Source organism: Streptomyces sp. VRA16 Mangrove soil (assembly GCF_017377775.1).
Classification (GTDB): Bacteria; Actinomycetota; Actinomycetes; order Streptomycetales; family Streptomycetaceae; genus Streptomyces.
Window position 1 is genome coordinate 137,266 of the sequence record NZ_JAFVLN010000002.1, and the last position, 14,268, is coordinate 151,533.

General features: G+C 70.4%; 8 protein-coding genes and 1 pseudogene. 4 read left to right on the forward strand and 5 right to left on the reverse strand.

What is annotated here, in order from left to right:
• Positions 1-23: 23 nt before the first annotated feature.
• From J3486_RS06540 to J3486_RS06550, 3 genes and pseudogenes are all read right to left on the reverse strand, one after another.
• Positions 24-3,347: an alginate lyase family protein gene (locus J3486_RS06540; protein ID WP_207819082.1), complete on the reverse strand. Its 3,324-nt coding sequence runs from the start codon at positions 3,345-3,347 to the stop codon at positions 24-26.
• Positions 3,344-4,894 carry a glycosyl hydrolase family 28 protein gene (locus J3486_RS06545; RefSeq protein ID WP_207819083.1) on the reverse strand — a complete coding sequence of 517 codons (1,551 nt, stop codon included), beginning with the start codon at positions 4,892-4,894 and terminating at the stop codon, positions 3,344-3,346. Before J3486_RS06545 ends, J3486_RS06540 begins: the two co-directional genes overlap by 4 nt.
• A 26-nt stretch (positions 4,895-4,920) precedes the next feature.
• Positions 4,921-5,037 (reverse strand): annotated as a pseudogene (locus J3486_RS06550) (carbohydrate ABC transporter permease); the annotation flags it as partial.
• 1,097 nt (positions 5,038-6,134) lie between these two features.
• On the opposite strand from J3486_RS06550, the gene J3486_RS06555 reads away from it, so the two are divergent.
• The 4 genes from J3486_RS06555 (at position 6,135) to J3486_RS06570 (ending at position 10,747) form a co-directional block, all read left to right on the forward strand.
• Positions 6,135-7,229 (forward strand): LacI family DNA-binding transcriptional regulator, encoded by a 1,095-nt coding sequence (locus J3486_RS06555; RefSeq protein WP_207819084.1) that lies wholly within the window; start codon positions 6,135-6,137, stop codon positions 7,227-7,229.
• 343 nt (positions 7,230-7,572) lie between these two features.
• The gene (locus J3486_RS06560; protein ID WP_207819085.1) at positions 7,573-8,928 is read left to right on the forward strand and encodes an ABC transporter substrate-binding protein; all 1,356 of its coding nucleotides are present in this window, start codon (positions 7,573-7,575) and stop codon (positions 8,926-8,928) included.
• A gap of 11 nt (positions 8,929-8,939) precedes the next feature.
• Positions 8,940-9,827: a carbohydrate ABC transporter permease gene (locus J3486_RS06565; RefSeq protein ID WP_207819086.1), complete on the forward strand. Its 888-nt coding sequence runs from the start codon at positions 8,940-8,942 to the stop codon at positions 9,825-9,827.
• Positions 9,827-10,747: a carbohydrate ABC transporter permease gene (locus J3486_RS06570; RefSeq protein WP_207819087.1), complete on the forward strand. Its 921-nt coding sequence runs from the start codon at positions 9,827-9,829 to the stop codon at positions 10,745-10,747. The genes J3486_RS06565 and J3486_RS06570 overlap by 1 nt, the downstream gene beginning before the upstream one ends.
• A gap of 37 nt (positions 10,748-10,784) precedes the next feature.
• On the opposite strand, the gene J3486_RS06575 is transcribed toward J3486_RS06570, so the two are convergent.
• Together J3486_RS06575 and J3486_RS06580 are read right to left on the reverse strand one after the other, a co-directional pair.
• Complete coding sequence (locus J3486_RS06575) at positions 10,785-11,225, reverse strand: SRPBCC family protein (RefSeq protein ID WP_207819088.1); 441 nt, start codon at positions 11,223-11,225, stop codon at positions 10,785-10,787.
• A 77-nt stretch (positions 11,226-11,302) separates the two neighbouring features.
• Complete coding sequence (locus J3486_RS06580) at positions 11,303-14,164, reverse strand: beta-L-arabinofuranosidase domain-containing protein (protein WP_207819089.1); 2,862 nt, start codon at positions 14,162-14,164, stop codon at positions 11,303-11,305.
• Between the last annotated feature and the right edge of the window lie 104 nt (positions 14,165-14,268).

Genomic DNA, 14,268 nt, shown 5'->3' on the forward strand with positions numbered 1-14,268 from the left:
GCTCTCCAATCGGTGGGGGGCATTCAGTCGGAGGTGACGATCACCTCGTCGAACTCGGCGGCGGCCAGGGCCTGTTGGTCGCGGGAGCAGACCACGAGGCCCGCGTAGTAGGGGGCGTCGCCGAAAGCGGTGACCTCGCCGGTGGCGAGGGTGGTCCAGGTGGTGCCGTCGTCGGTGGAGGCGGCGGCGGTGAAGGTGGTGCCGGTCCGGGTCAGCCGCAGCAGGCAGGGTGCGGCGACGGTGCCGTTCCCGGTGAAGGCGGAGCCGCCCGCGACCTTGGTGCGCAGCATCAGCTGGGCGGTGGTGCCGCCGGTGACGACGGCTCCGGCGGCCAGGTCGAACGGGGACAGCGACTTGGTCATGAGGATGCCGACCCGGTCGCCCGAGGCGCCGGAGCGGGCGCGCAGCCGGGCGGTCACGGTGCAGTCCCCGCTCACCACCCGGTGCACGAACTGCCCGGTCATGCCTTGGCCGTTGACGTTGAGATCGCTGCCCGCGCCGCGCACGGTGAAGGCCCCGTCGGCGTACGAGGTGCTGCCGGAGGTGCGTACGGCGACGACGCCGAGGGTGCCGAACTCCCGCTCGTCGACGACGACATCGCCCAGATCGCCGTACGTCCACGGGTCGGGCGGCGGTGTGCCGACGGTGAGGGTGAGGGTGCCGGTCGTCTTTCCGGCGGCGTTCGCGGCCGTGGTGGCGAGGGTGAACTCCCCCGTCTGCGCGGGCTTTCCGGTGATGAGTCCGCTTCGTGCGTCGAGGCGCAGTCCCTTGGGCAGCCCTTCGGCGCCGAAGCGCACGGGCCCGTGGTCGGCGCGCAGCAGACAGCGGAACTCCCTGCCCCTGTTCGCGAACACCGGTCTCAGTGCCGCCAGTTGAGGCGCGGCCGGGGTGGGCATGGTCGCGGCGACGGGCGACGAGAGGGGGCCGCGTCCGCTGCCGTTCTTCTTGGCGACGGCATAGCGGTACGAGGTCCCGGGCGTGCCGGTGACGTCGACGTGGCGGATGCGGGCGCCGAAGCCGACCGGCCCGATGTCGCGGGCCACTGTCCTGAAGGGACCGCCGTCGGAGCGCAGGACGGTGTAGCGGGCGCTCAGGTCGGGGTCGGTCCAGGCGAGTTCGACGGCGTCGGGGCCCGCGACGGCCGTCAGGTCGGCCGCGGTACGGGTGGGTGCGGGCACCGCCCACACCACGCTGCCGGTCGCGGACTCGACGCGGACGTCGTCGAAGGCGCCGGTGCCGGTCTCCGCGTACTCCTGGGCGACGCCGAGGCAGGAGGAGAGCACGAGTCCGGCGTAGGCGGTGTGCCCCAACTCGACCTCGGTGGTGCCGACGTCGGTCCAGTGCGTTCCGTCGGGCGAGATGGCACCGGTGCAGTGGCGGCCGGCGCGGGTGATCCGCACCCAGTACGGGGTCCGCAGCCGGTAGCCGTCCCCGGCCCCTTCCACGTACGGCGCTTCGAGCGGTGTCGCCGACTCGGGCAGGGTGCCGAGGTCGGAGATCGGGAAGGAGGCGTCGGTGGTGATGGCCCGCTGCTGCGTGGGCGGCACGGGGGTGCTGCCGGTGCCGCGGATGTCGGCGCCGGCCGCTGCCCGCACGCTCCACACGCCGCTCCAGGTGTGCAGCGGCAGCCCCTGGACGAGCATGGCGGCGTGCGCGGCGTCCGGGTCGAGCGAGGCCCGCAGGGTGACGCCGGTCTTGGCGTACTGGGAGCTGAGCGGCCACACGACGCGGGCTGTGACGCTGCCGTCGCCGCGCAGCGGCAGATACGCCATGCGGTACGTGTCGGCGGTGCCACCCGCTTCGAGGACGAACCGCTCCCCGTCGAAGGCGGCGGCTCCGGCGCGGCCGGTGTCGCCGATGTCGCGGGTCTGCCACGGCCCCGGAAGCCCGGCGCAGGCGACGGCCTGCGCCGAACTTCCGCTGCGGGCGGCCGAGTTCAGGGCCTGCACCACATAGCGGTAGATCCGTCCGGCCCGTACCGAGCCGTCCCGCCAGGTGGTCTTCTCCACCGCGTCGGCGATCGGCTCGTACGCGCCGTCGCCCTCGGCGCGGAGCACGGTGTACGACCGCGCCCAGGAGGCGGGGAGCCAGGAGACGGTGACCGCCGCGCCGTCACCGGCCGCCGTGACGCCGGCGGGCGCGGCCGGCGCGCCCGGCTCGTCGGGGGCCGCGGCACCCGCGTACGCGAACGTGCCCCAGCTGGGCAGATCGTCGTTGCTGCCCTCGACGGCCCGCGTCCCGCCCGTGCCCCTGAAGACCGCGGCCTTCGTGTACGGCGTGTCCAGGCCGCGTACGCCCGCGTAGTGCGCGTACGCCATCTCGTAGATCGGCGGCAGGGAGCCGCGGCCCTTGTCGGAGACGGCCGTCTTGATGTACTTGCCGGTCCGGTCGAGGTCCGGGGTGAAGGGGACGTCGCCGCCGAGGTTGTAGCGGGCGGTGTACTCGACGTTGGCGAGGATGCGGTGGTCGTCGAAGCCCCACAGGTCGACGCCCTGGTTCCAGGCGACCTGCGCGGCGTCGGCGAGCAGGCCGACGGCGAGCTGCTCGTGGCCCTGGTCGCGGCCGGCCTCCTGGCCCTGCCCGGCGTCGGTGACGACGCGGTGGCGGACGCTGCCGTTGCCTGCGCCCGCGGCGGCGAAGCGCAGCGCGTCCTCGAAGAGGGTGCGGTTCTCGCAGAACACCCCGATGGCCAGGATGGTCTGGACGGATGTCAGGTCCCAGTTGCCGTTGGCGTAGAGCATGTAGCCGGAGACGGCCGGGTACCAGACGTCGAGGAAGGAGCGCTCGCAGCGGGCGATGTCGGCGGCGGCCCAGCCGTCGTAGTCGCTGTGCCGCAGCAGCTCGGCGGCGTTGACGAACTTGAAGGCCTGAAGGCCCGCGCCGAGCGGGCCGTCGGCGCCGGTGACCGCCGTGAGCGAGGCGGACCAGGCGTTGAGGATGTCGCGCGCCTTGTCCGCGTGGGCGCGCACCCCTGTCACGCACCACAGCAGCGCGTTCTGGTAGGCGGCGGCCGAGTCGGCGACGGCCTGGTTCTGGTAGTTGGCGGGGCCACGGCCCCAGGACGTGATCTGCCCGGTGTTCTGGACGGCGTACGTCGCCTGCGAGCGGGCGTGCGCGGCCAGCGCGAGGTAGCCGTCGTACACCGGCGACGTCTTGGCGGCGACGGCGGCCTTCATCCGGGCCAGGTCGGCGGCGCTGTGCAGCAGGCCGGGGTGCGCGAACTCGGTCTGGTTCTGGGCCGCTTGAGCCGGGCCGGGCGTGAACAGGGTGGTGCCCACGCCCGACGCGAGGAGCAGGGCCGCCGTGCCGCTGAGGAAGCCCCGGCGGCTGGGAGTGGTGGAGGTCATGACGCGGCGGCCGCCTCGGCCTCGGCGGTCGTGAGGAACTTCAGGTTCGTGACGTGCTCGTTGTAGTACCACTGGATCGCGTCGGTGGTGTAGTACCAGGTCGGTTTCTTCATCGAGTCGGCGATGACGGTGCCGTTGATGACGAGGTTCTCGAACGTCACGTTGTCGACGGCGTGGTCGGCGTCGTAGCCGAGGAGAAGCGACGGCTCGGCGCGGGTGCCCGTGTAGGTCAGGTTCTTGACGTACACGTCCTGGATGCCGCGGCCCACCGAGGTGTTGTACTTCGGGTTGTACATCACCTTCATGCAGATGACCTGGCCCCAGCGGAAGTCCTCGATGCGGATGTCCTCGATCCGTACGTTCTTCAGGAGGTTGGAGTCGCCGACGTTCAGGGCGATGCAGCCCTGGTAGTTCATCTGCGGCTCGCGGTGGTCGAGGATGTCGCAGTTCTTGATGACGAGGTTCTCGATCGTCTCGGGGTTGTCGGTGTTGCCGTGCGTGCCGACGTTCACCGGGTGGGCGACGTCGGCCCACATGGTGCAGTTCTGGATGGTGATGTCGCGGGTGTCGCCGTAGTAGTCCCAGCGGTGGGCGTAGAGGGCGAAGCAGTCGTCGGAGTTGCGCATGAAGCAGCCGTCGAAGACGATCCCGGTCGACGAGAACACGTCGAAGCCGTCGCCGTTGCCCTTGGAGCTGAACGCGCGGGCCTTCGAGATGTGGACGTTCTCGCTCATGGCGAAGGTGCCCGCGTATCCGTTCGGGTTCATGATGATGATGTCCTCGACGCGGATGTTCCTGCTGCCCTCGCACAGGACGGCGCCGGGACCGGCGTGCAGCATGCCGCGCCCGGTGACCGCGGCCTTCTCGACGTTCTTGAAGTACACCTGCGCCTTGAGGACGGCGCCGCCCGCGAGGTACACGGTCTTGCCGCTGGGCACGGTCAGCACGTTGTTCGTGACGGTGTGCACGCCGGGGCCGAAGTAGATCACGTCCGGGTCGTCGGCGGACGGCGGTCGCGGGTCGATCCTGTTGGTGATGACGTGCAGGGCGTCGAAGGTGAGGTCGTTGACCTGGACGACGACGTCGCGGGGCTCGTCGAGGGTGAACCGCAGCGTGTCGCCGAGGAGTTCGGGCTTGATGCCGAGCGCGTCGGGGCGCACCCGGGCCGTGGACGTGCCCCCGGGTACGTACGTGATCTCCAGCTCGACCGAGCCGCGGAAGTCGAAGTACACCATCGAGGTGTTGTAGACCTTGCCGGACCCGGTGGTCGGGTTGATCTCCTCCAGCTGCGGGCGCCAGATGTCGAGGGTCTGCCACGGCCCGTCGGGGGCGGTGCGCACCCGGACCCTGTAGCTGGTGTTCGTCGGCATCTCGGCCGGCCGCGGGTAGGTGACCAGGAGCGGGGCGCCGTGCTCCGACGACGAGGCGGAGGCGGTCGCAGTGTCGTCGGCGGACGCGGTGCGGGCGGTCAGGCCGGTGAGTCCGGCGGCGAGGGCCGCGGCGCCGCCGGCCTGCAGGGTTCTACGGCGGGTGAGATCACTGCTCATGTGCGGGAGCTCCTAGAGGACATGGGCTATGTGAGACCGGAGGTGGACATGCCGGAGACGAAGCCGCGCTGGGCGACCAGGAAGACGAGGAGGATCGGGACGACGTACATGACGGAGGCCGCGGCCTGGAGTTCGGGCACGGGCGCGCGGGGGCGTCGGGGGTGGTGAAGTCGACCGCGGAGAAGTCGTCGTTGAAGAGGCTGCCGCCGGCGGACGCCGTCATGATCGCGAGCCGTGTGGAGCGGTACCAACCCGAGTAGCTGCCGCCGAAGACGGTGGTCTGCCCGTTCTTGGGAACCACAAGCTTCTTCGCGGTGTCGAACCACTCCTCGTACGTGACCGGCTCGGTCTCGCCGGGGCCGCTCACCCCGGACGACACCTGTAGGGCGCAGCCGCTGAGCGCGCCCGCGCCCGCCGCGGCGCCACCCGCCGACAGCGGGAGAACCCGTCGACGACTCAAAGAGGCATCAGTGCGTGGGGGCATCGGCGCACCACCTCCTGGTCGGGAACTGTTCGTTCTGGATTTCGGTCATGGATCGATATGCCAGGCATCCGGCATCGCAGTAGAAACCGGTTGCCTGGCGTGGGGCAGAGCCTCTTCCGCCGGAGCAGCGACGTCAAGAGTCTGAACCGGCTTTCGTGAAACCTGTGCACCGTCGGGCGTCGTCGGCGACCAGTCACCGGTTGCCGCTCCCCAGGTCCCCCAACCGCCCCACAAAGAACCCGAGTCGATGTCAGCGAGGACGACGGTCGTACCTGGGAGTTCCGCTCACGGCTCGACCTCGGCAGCGAGCAGGTGATCGACGCGGCGGTGCATCCGCCGCCGGAGGGGCGGGGCCGGCGGATGTGGTTCGGGGACGAGCGCGACGGCTCACGGCTGATCCGGGCGGCCGTCGCTCCGTCGTGCGCGCGGCCCGGCTCACGGTCCGCGACAACGATCCGACCTGCGACTGCGCCGGATCCATCGGCCCACTGTCGGTGTCCGGCGCCCCGGCCCACCGCGGCGGGACCGCCGCCTGACGCGCGGGACGCGCCCCAACCTCCGTACGCATCGGCCCGGTTGACCGTCGTTCCCCGGCGGATCTACGGTGGAATACGCTTTCAGAAACCCGGAAACATTTTTCGCTTCGTCCCGGCCGTACGGTGGCCGCGGCCCGCCCCGACGCGCATCCGAGCGGCTCCCCCGCCCGGGGAACCCGGTGCCCAGCACGTGGACGTACGGACGTAAGGAGCCCCACCAGTGAGCCAGCGCAAGCCCCCGGCGGCCCCCGCACGCGCCACGATCCGGGACGTGGCCGAGCGGGCGGGCGTCTCGGTCGCCAGCGTCTCGCGGGTCCTGTCCGGGAACTATCCGGTCTCGGACGACCTGCGCCGCCGCGTGCTCAAGGTGGTGCAGGACCTGGACTACGTGACGAACGCGCACGCCCGCTCCCTCGCGGGCGGCACCACCGCCACCCCCACGGTCGCGATCCTGCTCGACGACGTCACGGGGTCGGCCTTCGCCCATGTGGCCAAGGGGGTCGAGGACGCGGCGTCGCTGCGCGGCTGGCTCTCGCTGGTCGGCACCACGGGCGGCGACGCCGAGCGCGAGCTGGCCCTGGTCGAGCTGATGCGCCGGCAGGGGGTCGCCGCGGTGATCCTGCTCGGCGGCGCGTACGACATGCACGAGTACCGCGAGCGCATGGACCGCTTCGCCCGTTCCCTGGACGCGGCGGGCTCCCATCTCGTCCTGGTGGGCCGCCCGCCGCTCGACCGGGACGTGCCGGTGACGACGGTGAACTACGACAACGACGGCGGGGCCTACGCCATGGCGGGCCATCTGCTCTCCGCCGGCCACCGGCACATCCTCGTCCTGCCGGGGCCCGCCGAACTCACCACGGCGCAGGCCCGGTTGAGCGCGGCGCGGCGCGCGTTCGCGACGTACGGCACACCGTTCGACCCGGACATGGTGCGGCACGGTCCGTACGACTACGGGCACGGTTTCGAGGCGGTGCGCGCCTGTCTGGCCGGGCGGGTGCGGTTCACCGCCGTGCTCGCGGGCACCGACGTGGTGGCGGCGGGCGCGATGCAGGCGCTGCGCGAGGCGGGCCTGCGGGTCCCGGAGGACGTGTCGGTCGTCGGCTACGACGACATCCCGCTCGCCTCCCAGCTCACCCCTCAACTGACCACCGTGCACGTGCCGTACGAGGAGATGGGCCATGTCGCCCTGCGCGCGGTGGCCGACTGGCGCAGGGGCGGCGACGTGCGGCGCTCGGGCGGTGACGGCGGCCATCAGGTGCTCGGCACCCATGTCGTCGTACGGCAGTCGGTGCTGCCGCCCGCACCGGCGCGCTGATTCCCTGTTACTCGCCGTTTTCCGTGCCGTTTTCCGGCACGGCTCGCCTCAGCTGCTTCTCTGAGCTGGGGCGATTCTCTGTCCCGTGCCGCCTTTCGCGTCCGTCGGCGTCACCGGGAACTCACTGTTCCGCCCTCGCGCCGAAATAAGTTTCCGCCCGCCTCTTGCTCCGTACCGATTCCCTGGCCTACCGTCCACGACAACCGCTTTCTATGACGCACTGCCGGACGAACTCCGCCAGGCCGTCCGCGTCGGCCGCCACCCTCCGGCGAGCCGAGAGCCGCCGCCCTCCGTTCCGGCCCGTCCCCTTGCGCACGACTACTCGCCGAAGGATCACGGTCAGATGAACTCCACCAGCGTCACGGCACGCAGCACCAGGAGAAGCTTCGTCCGCGCCGCCGCCGCGGCCCTCGCCCTGTCGGGCCTGCTCACCGCCTGCGGCGGTTCCGGCTCCGACTCCAAGGACGCCGCGTCCTCCTCCGGCCCGGTCACCCTCCAGTTCTGGGGCTGGGCCAACGGCCAGCCGGCCGTGGTCAAGGCGTTCAACGACTCCCACAAGGACGTCAAGCTCAAGTACACCAAGGTCACGGACCAGTTGACGATGCAGAAGCAGCTGGCGAACGCCCTCAAGGCGAAGAACGCGCCGTGCCTGGTGCAGAACACCGCGGAGTACGTGACCAGTTGGGTCTCGCAGAACGCGCTCGCCGAGATCGGCCGGTACGTGGACCCTGCGAAGGACAAGTTCAACGCCGGCGCCTGGGCGAGCGGCCAGGTGCAGGGCAAGACATACGGCGTGCCGACGAGTTCGGCGCCGAACTTCACGATCTACCGCGCGGACGTCTTCAAGAAGTTCGGCATCAAGGCCCCGCGGACCTGGGACGACTTCATCGCCGCGGGCAAGACCCTGAAGAAGCACGGCATTTACCTCACCAACTACGCGGGCGAGGACCCGAGCACCCTCGAAGTGCTCGCCATGCAGGCGGGCGCCCACTGGTACGCCATCGACGGCGACTCCTGGAAGGTGGACTTCCAGGACGCGGGCACGCTGAAGGCCGCGAAGGTGATCCAGGAGATCATCGACAACGACCTCGACTCGAAGCTCTCCTTCGCCGACTACGCGGCCGTGCAGCGCAACTACGACAAGGGCGGCACGGTCACCCGCCAGATCTCCACCTGGCAGATGGCGGGCATGGTGCAGAACTTCACCAAGTCCAATGGAAAATGGGCGACTTCACCGTGGCCGACGTTCACCGGTGAGGCGGCGAGGACCCCGGCAGGCACCAACCAGAGCGGCGGCGTCACGCTGGTCACCAAGGACTGCAAGAACCAGCAGCAGGCGGCCGAGGCCGCACTGTGGATGTCCACGAACACCGGGGCGGTGGGCACGATGGCCGACCCGGAGACGGGCAACGGCGTGCTGCCCGCGCTCGCCGACAGCAGCGCCTACGTCGACAAGGCCATCTCGAAGAAGCTCCTCGGCCCGCACTACGACGCGACGAAGAAGACCGTGACGGACAGCCTGTCCACCGTCACCACGGACTGGACGTTCGGCCCCAACTGGACGGCTATGTTCACCGAGCTGGCAACCGGTTGGGCGAAGGTCGTGAACAAGGAGCAGAAGGTCACCGATCTGCTCGCGCACATGCAGGAGTGGACGGTCAAGGACCTGAAGTCCCGCGGCATCAGCGTGAAGGGCTGAGGCGTTCGACGATGATTCGCTCCCAGTGCTGGAAGGGTGCCGCTTTCACGGTGCCCTTCCAGCTCGGCTTCGCCTTCCTCTATCTGGTGCCGATCGGCTACGCGGCCTACCAGTCGCTCTTCAAGGAGCAGCAGTCGGGGCTCGGCCTCGGCGGCGCCGCGACGGAGAAGTTCGTCGGCCTGGAGAACTACCAGCAGGGCCTGTCCGACGGCGCGTTCATGGGCTCGGTGCTCCGGGTGTTCCTGTTCGCGTGCGTGCAGATCCCGGTGATGCTCGCCCTCAGCCTGCTCTTCGCCCTGCTCCTGGACGCGGCGACGGCCCGCGCAGCCAACCGGTTCCGCATTCTGCTCCTGATCCCGTACATGATCCCGGGTGTGGTCGCGGCCATCGTGTGGATCAACCTCTACAGCCCGGAGGTCGGCCCGCTCACCTCCCTGGGCAGGTTCCTCGGCCTCTCGTGGGACTTCTTCGCGCCGTCGATGGTCTGGCCGTCCATCGGCAACCTGCTGACCTGGCACGGCATCGGCTACAACATGGTGATCATCTACACCGCTCTGCAGGCCGTGCCGCGCGAGCTCTTCGAGGCGGCCCGGCTCGACGGTGCGAGCGAGCTGCGCATCGCGCGCAGCATCAAGATCCCGCACGTCCGCGGCGCACTCGTGCTCACCGGGCTGCTCTCGATCATCCAGATGCTGCAGCTGTTCAACGAGCCGGCCCTGTTCCGGAACGTGACCCCGCAGACGGTCGACGACGCCTTCACCCCGATCATGATCATCTACAACCAGGCGTTCAACGCGAGCAACTACCACTACGCGGCGGCCCTCTCGGTGCTGCTCGCGCTCATCCTCGGTCTCGCCTCCTTCCTCTTCTACCGGCTCACCTCGAAGGAGGTCGACTGATGGCGACGCCGACGAAGCAGCGCCCCGAGCGCCCTGAGGTGAAGGGCCCAGTCCGCCGTCTGTCCCGCCCGGACCCCCGCTCCCGGTCACGCGGCGGCCAGCGGTTCGTGCTGGTCGGCCTGGTGCTGGCGAGCGTGTACAGCCTGTTCCCGGTGTGGTGGCTGATCACCGCCGCGACGAAGGACCGCGTCGGCCTGTACCAGAGCAACGGCCTCTGGTTCTCGGGCATGCACCTCTGGGAGAACATCCACCAGCTGTTCACCTACGAGGACGGCATCTTCCTGCGCTGGACGGCGAACTCGTTCCTGTACGCGGGCGTCGGCTCGCTCGGCGGCACGCTGATCGCGCTGGCGACGGGCTACGGTCTGGCGCGCTTCGACTTCCCCGGCCGGCAGGCGGTGTTCGCCTGCGTGGTGGGCTCGTTCCTGATCCCGATCGCCCTGCTCACGCTCCCCCTGTATCTGCTCTTCTCGGCGATCGGCATGGTCGACACCCCGTGGGCGATGCTCGTCCCGTGTCTGATCAACCCGTTCAGCGTGTACCTCGCGAAGGTGTACACGGAGGCGACGATCCCGTACGAGCTGTTGGAGGCCGCTCGTATCGACGGCGCGGGTGAGCTGCGGATCTTCTTCAGCATCGTGCTGCGGATGATGACGACGGGCGGCGCGACGGTGTTCCTGCTGGCCTTCGTGAACACCTGGAACGCGTTCTTCCTCCCGCTGACGGTGCTGCGCGGCGAGGAGAACTGGACGCTCAACATCGGCCTCTACAACTGGACCGGCAAACGCCTGGAGTCCGGCGTCGACCTGACGAGCCTGGTGCTGACCGGCGCGCTCCTGTCGATCGTGCCGATGGCCGTGATGATGACGGCGATGCGCCGGTACTGGCGCACGGGGGTCACACTGGGGGCCCTGAAGTAGGAAGGGGTGGGCCCGCGCAGGGCCCACCCGCGCCTGCTCAACTCTTGGTCTCCAGCGGCTCCTTGAACCTGCGGTAGCTCTTCGGCGTGTTCTTGGCCGCCCTGCGCCGTACGAGGGGGACGAGCACGACGCCCGGCCCGCGCGCGGCGAAGTCCAGCGCGAAGGTGACGCGGGTGCGGCCGGTGCCGACGGGCGTCAGGGTGACGTCCATGCTCGGCCGCAGCGGGCCGTCGACGCCGCGTGCGGCCCACCGCTCACCCGGCCGGTACGCCGTCACCTCCTGCGTCATGGTCCGTCGGGCGCGCCCGACGCGCCGCGTGGTGGTGAACCGGCGGCCCGCCGTCAGCGGGCCGCTCTCCTGTGTCCGCACGGCGACGACGTCCGGCTGCCAGTCACGGAACCGGTCCGGGTCGGTGAGGCAGGCGAAGACCTCGCCCGGGGGCCGTGCGATCTCGATGGTCGATACGAGGGGCGCCATGGTCCGCCCTCCTTCGTCCGTCTTGTGTGTCCTTCCTGGGGGACGGACGGCGGAGGGCGGATGTGACAGGGCCCGCGTCAGGGCCGGTAGGAAGCCCTGCGTGCGGTGTCGACGACCTTCGTCGCCTCGGCGGCGGTGAGCAGCCCGTCGGCGGTCCACACGTCGGCGGTCTCCCGGACATGGGCGACGAGGGCGCCCTTCCCGCCGAACGGCGCGGCCGCCCAGACCGCGTCCAGGAACGAACTCCCGTCCTCTTTCACCGGGTTGGCGACGCCCGAGTCCGTTCCCCCGAACACGACCGCGGGTTCGGCACGGTGGAAGTAGGCGTGCGTCGGGTCCTCGGTGCCCTCCAGGAAGGGGGCGAGTGCGGTGCCGTCGAGGGTGAAGTGCAGCGGTTTCCCGTCGACGGCCCGAAGGCTGGGCCGCAGATCGCCGGAGAGCGCGGCGTTGCGGTACAGGCCGAGTTCGAGAGCGCTGGTACGGGCGTCGCGGGCGACCAGGTTCACCGGCCCGTAGAAGAGCGCCTGCGTGGTGTGCGGGTCGTCCGGGGTCCGCTCGACGCGCACCCGGAACGGCATCGCGATCCGCACCACGTCACCGTCGCGCCAGACGCGCTGCACGGTGAGATACGTTCCCGGCTTCGCACTCCCCTCCACGTGCTGCCCGTTGACGGTGACCCGGAACCCGTCGACCGCCCAGGCGGGCACCCGCAGCCGCAACGCGAACGCGGCGGCGCGCCCTCGCACGGTGAGGGTGCTGCCCTGCTCGCGCGGGAAGTCGGTGGTCTGGGTGACGGTGACGCCCTTGCCGGACCACTTCAGGGTCGAGGCCGTGTAGAGGTTCACGAACAGGGCGCTGTCGTCGGCGGCGCGGACGTACACGGTGTCCTGGTACTTGGTGGCGCTCTCCAGGCCGGTGCCCTCGCAGCACGTGGTGCCGGCCTTGGGCGTGTAGTCGCGCACGTGGCCCGGCCGCAGCCCGATGAAGTACGTGACGAGCGGCTTCTCCGCGTCGGCCTTGTCCTGCTTGGAGCCGAGCACCTGGTTGAGCAGGGCCCGCTCGTAGTACTCCATGTACTTGGGGTCCTGGTCGTGCAGGAAGAGCAGGCGGCTGAGCTTGAGCATGTTGTACGCGCAGCAGGTCTCGGCGTTGACGTCGCTCAGGGTCGATGCGATCACGCCGCGATCGCCCCAGAACTCCCGGTCGCTGGTCCCGCCGATGGCGTACATGCGGGGCGGCACGACCATGTCCCAGAAGTTGCGGGCCGCGGCGAGACAGCGGCCCTCGCCGGTCTCGTCGTAGAGCCGGAGCAGGCCGGTGAAGATGGGGATGTGCTGGTTGGCGTGGATGCCGCTGAGGGTGTCCGTGCCCGCCGCGCAGGCGTCGATGAGCCTGTCGAGGTGGAACAGCCGGGCCAGCGCGAGGTGTTGAGGGTCGCCGCTGAGCGCGTACAGGTCGACGATCGCCTCGACGATGCCGCCGAACTCGCCGCTGGAGAAGATGCCCCACATGCGCTGGAGCGTGGTCGCGGGCAGCTTGGAGAGCCGTGCGTACATCCAGTCGCACATGCCCGCGGCGAGGTCGAGCGCCTTGGTGTCGCCGGTGGCGAGATGGGCGTCGACGAGGCCGCGCAGGATCTTGTGGGCGGTGTAGTAGGGCGCCCACACCTTGGTGTAGTCGCCGCTCGTCATCGACTCCAGGAGGATGAACTGGGTCTCGGGGTAGGCGGCGAGGAATCCGGGGTGGCTCGGACCGCCCCACGTACGCCTCAGTGTCGCCGTGTTGGCGTTGCCCGAGGCGTCGGCGAACGTCGAGCCGCTCGTCTCGTCGAAGCCGTACGCGGCGAGGTCGCCGGCGCTCCCGCTCTCCCCCGCGTGCAGTGCGGCGATCTCGTCGGCGCTCAACACCCTCGACCACAGGTGGACTTCGTCGAGTGCGCCCGCGAAGACGGGGTCGCCCGCGTAGTGGGAGCGGCCCAGCCAGTGGTCCTTGAGGGTGCCGAGCGCGGCCGGGGTGAGGCTGACCGAGTCGTTCCGTGCGGCCTCGGCCCCGTCCACGTACAGGACCGCCGAGCCGCCGCCGAGCGTGACGGCGAGGTGGCTCCACGCGCCGACGGGCAGCGGCGCCGGGCCGTCGACGGCCTGTTCGCCGCCGACACCCGACGTGGTCACCGCGAAACGGGGGTGGCCGCTGCCGTTGCGGGCCGCGAGATACAGGTACCTCGTGGTGTCGTCGCCGAAGTCGGCGACGCGGGCCCAGGTGTCGGCGTGCTCGGGCCTGACCCAGGCGGCCAGGGTGAGCGCGTCGGACGCGCCGTCCAGGACCCCGCCGGGCAGCTCCACGTACTGGTACGAACCGCGGATGTTCGAGACGGCGCCGCCGCCGGAGCGGCCGTCGACGCTCAGCACCACGGGGTCGGCGCGCAGGGCGGCGCGCACGTCGTGCAGTTCACCGACCATCGTGCGGATCTTGTCCGCGTACACCTCGTCGCCGGTGCTCGCGTACGCCTGCGCCAGCATGGTGAGGAAGTGGCCCGTGGTGTGGCCGCGGAGGTTGCCGTTGGCCTCGCCGTCCAGGCCCTCCCAGCCGCCGGGGGCGACGGCGCCCGGTGTGGGCAGGCCGGCATTGGCGCGGAAGACCTGGATGAGCCGCATCTCGTCGTAGCCGCGCCCGAAGTCGAGCATGAGCTTGCTCTTCTCCGCGAACACCCCCTTCCCCAGGGCGACTTCGTCGAGGGCGAAGGGAAGGGCGGAGGTCGCCACCGCTGCCGTGCTCGTCGCCGTCGTCGCCGTCGTCGCCTTCTCGGTCCTCGCGGTCCTCGCGGTCGGTGCGGTCGGTGCGGTCGGTGCGGCGCTCGCGGGGTCCGGGTCGACGGAGAGCTCCGCCGCTCCGAGGGCGGCGGCGCTCAACAGGGTGCGTCTGGTGGGGCCGGGTGCCATGTACGACCTCTCCCGTTCGACATATCGACATAGGTTCGGTAAGTCGAGCAGAAGCTAGACGTCCGGCACCCGGCCGTCAATGCCCGTCACCGGGCTCGTTCGCG

Excerpts from the sequence above, each read along its gene's own strand:
- J3486_RS06560 (WP_207819085.1), top strand. The coding sequence starts at position 7,573 with ATGAACTCCACCAGCGTCACGGCACGCAGCACCAGGAGAAGCTTCGTC.
- J3486_RS06540 (WP_207819082.1), bottom strand. The coding sequence starts at position 3,347 with ATGACCTCCACCACTCCCAGCCGCCGGGGCTTCCTCAGCGGCACGGCG.
- J3486_RS06565 (WP_207819086.1), top strand. The coding sequence starts at position 8,940 with ATGATTCGCTCCCAGTGCTGGAAGGGTGCCGCTTTCACGGTGCCCTTC.
- J3486_RS06545 (WP_207819083.1), bottom strand. The coding sequence starts at position 4,894 with ATGAGCAGTGATCTCACCCGCCGTAGAACCCTGCAGGCCGGCGGCGCC.
- J3486_RS06575 (WP_207819088.1), bottom strand. The coding sequence starts at position 11,225 with ATGGCGCCCCTCGTATCGACCATCGAGATCGCACGGCCCCCGGGCGAG.
- J3486_RS06570 (WP_207819087.1), top strand. The coding sequence starts at position 9,827 with ATGGCGACGCCGACGAAGCAGCGCCCCGAGCGCCCTGAGGTGAAGGGC.
- J3486_RS06580 (WP_207819089.1), bottom strand. The coding sequence starts at position 14,164 with ATGGCACCCGGCCCCACCAGACGCACCCTGTTGAGCGCCGCCGCCCTC.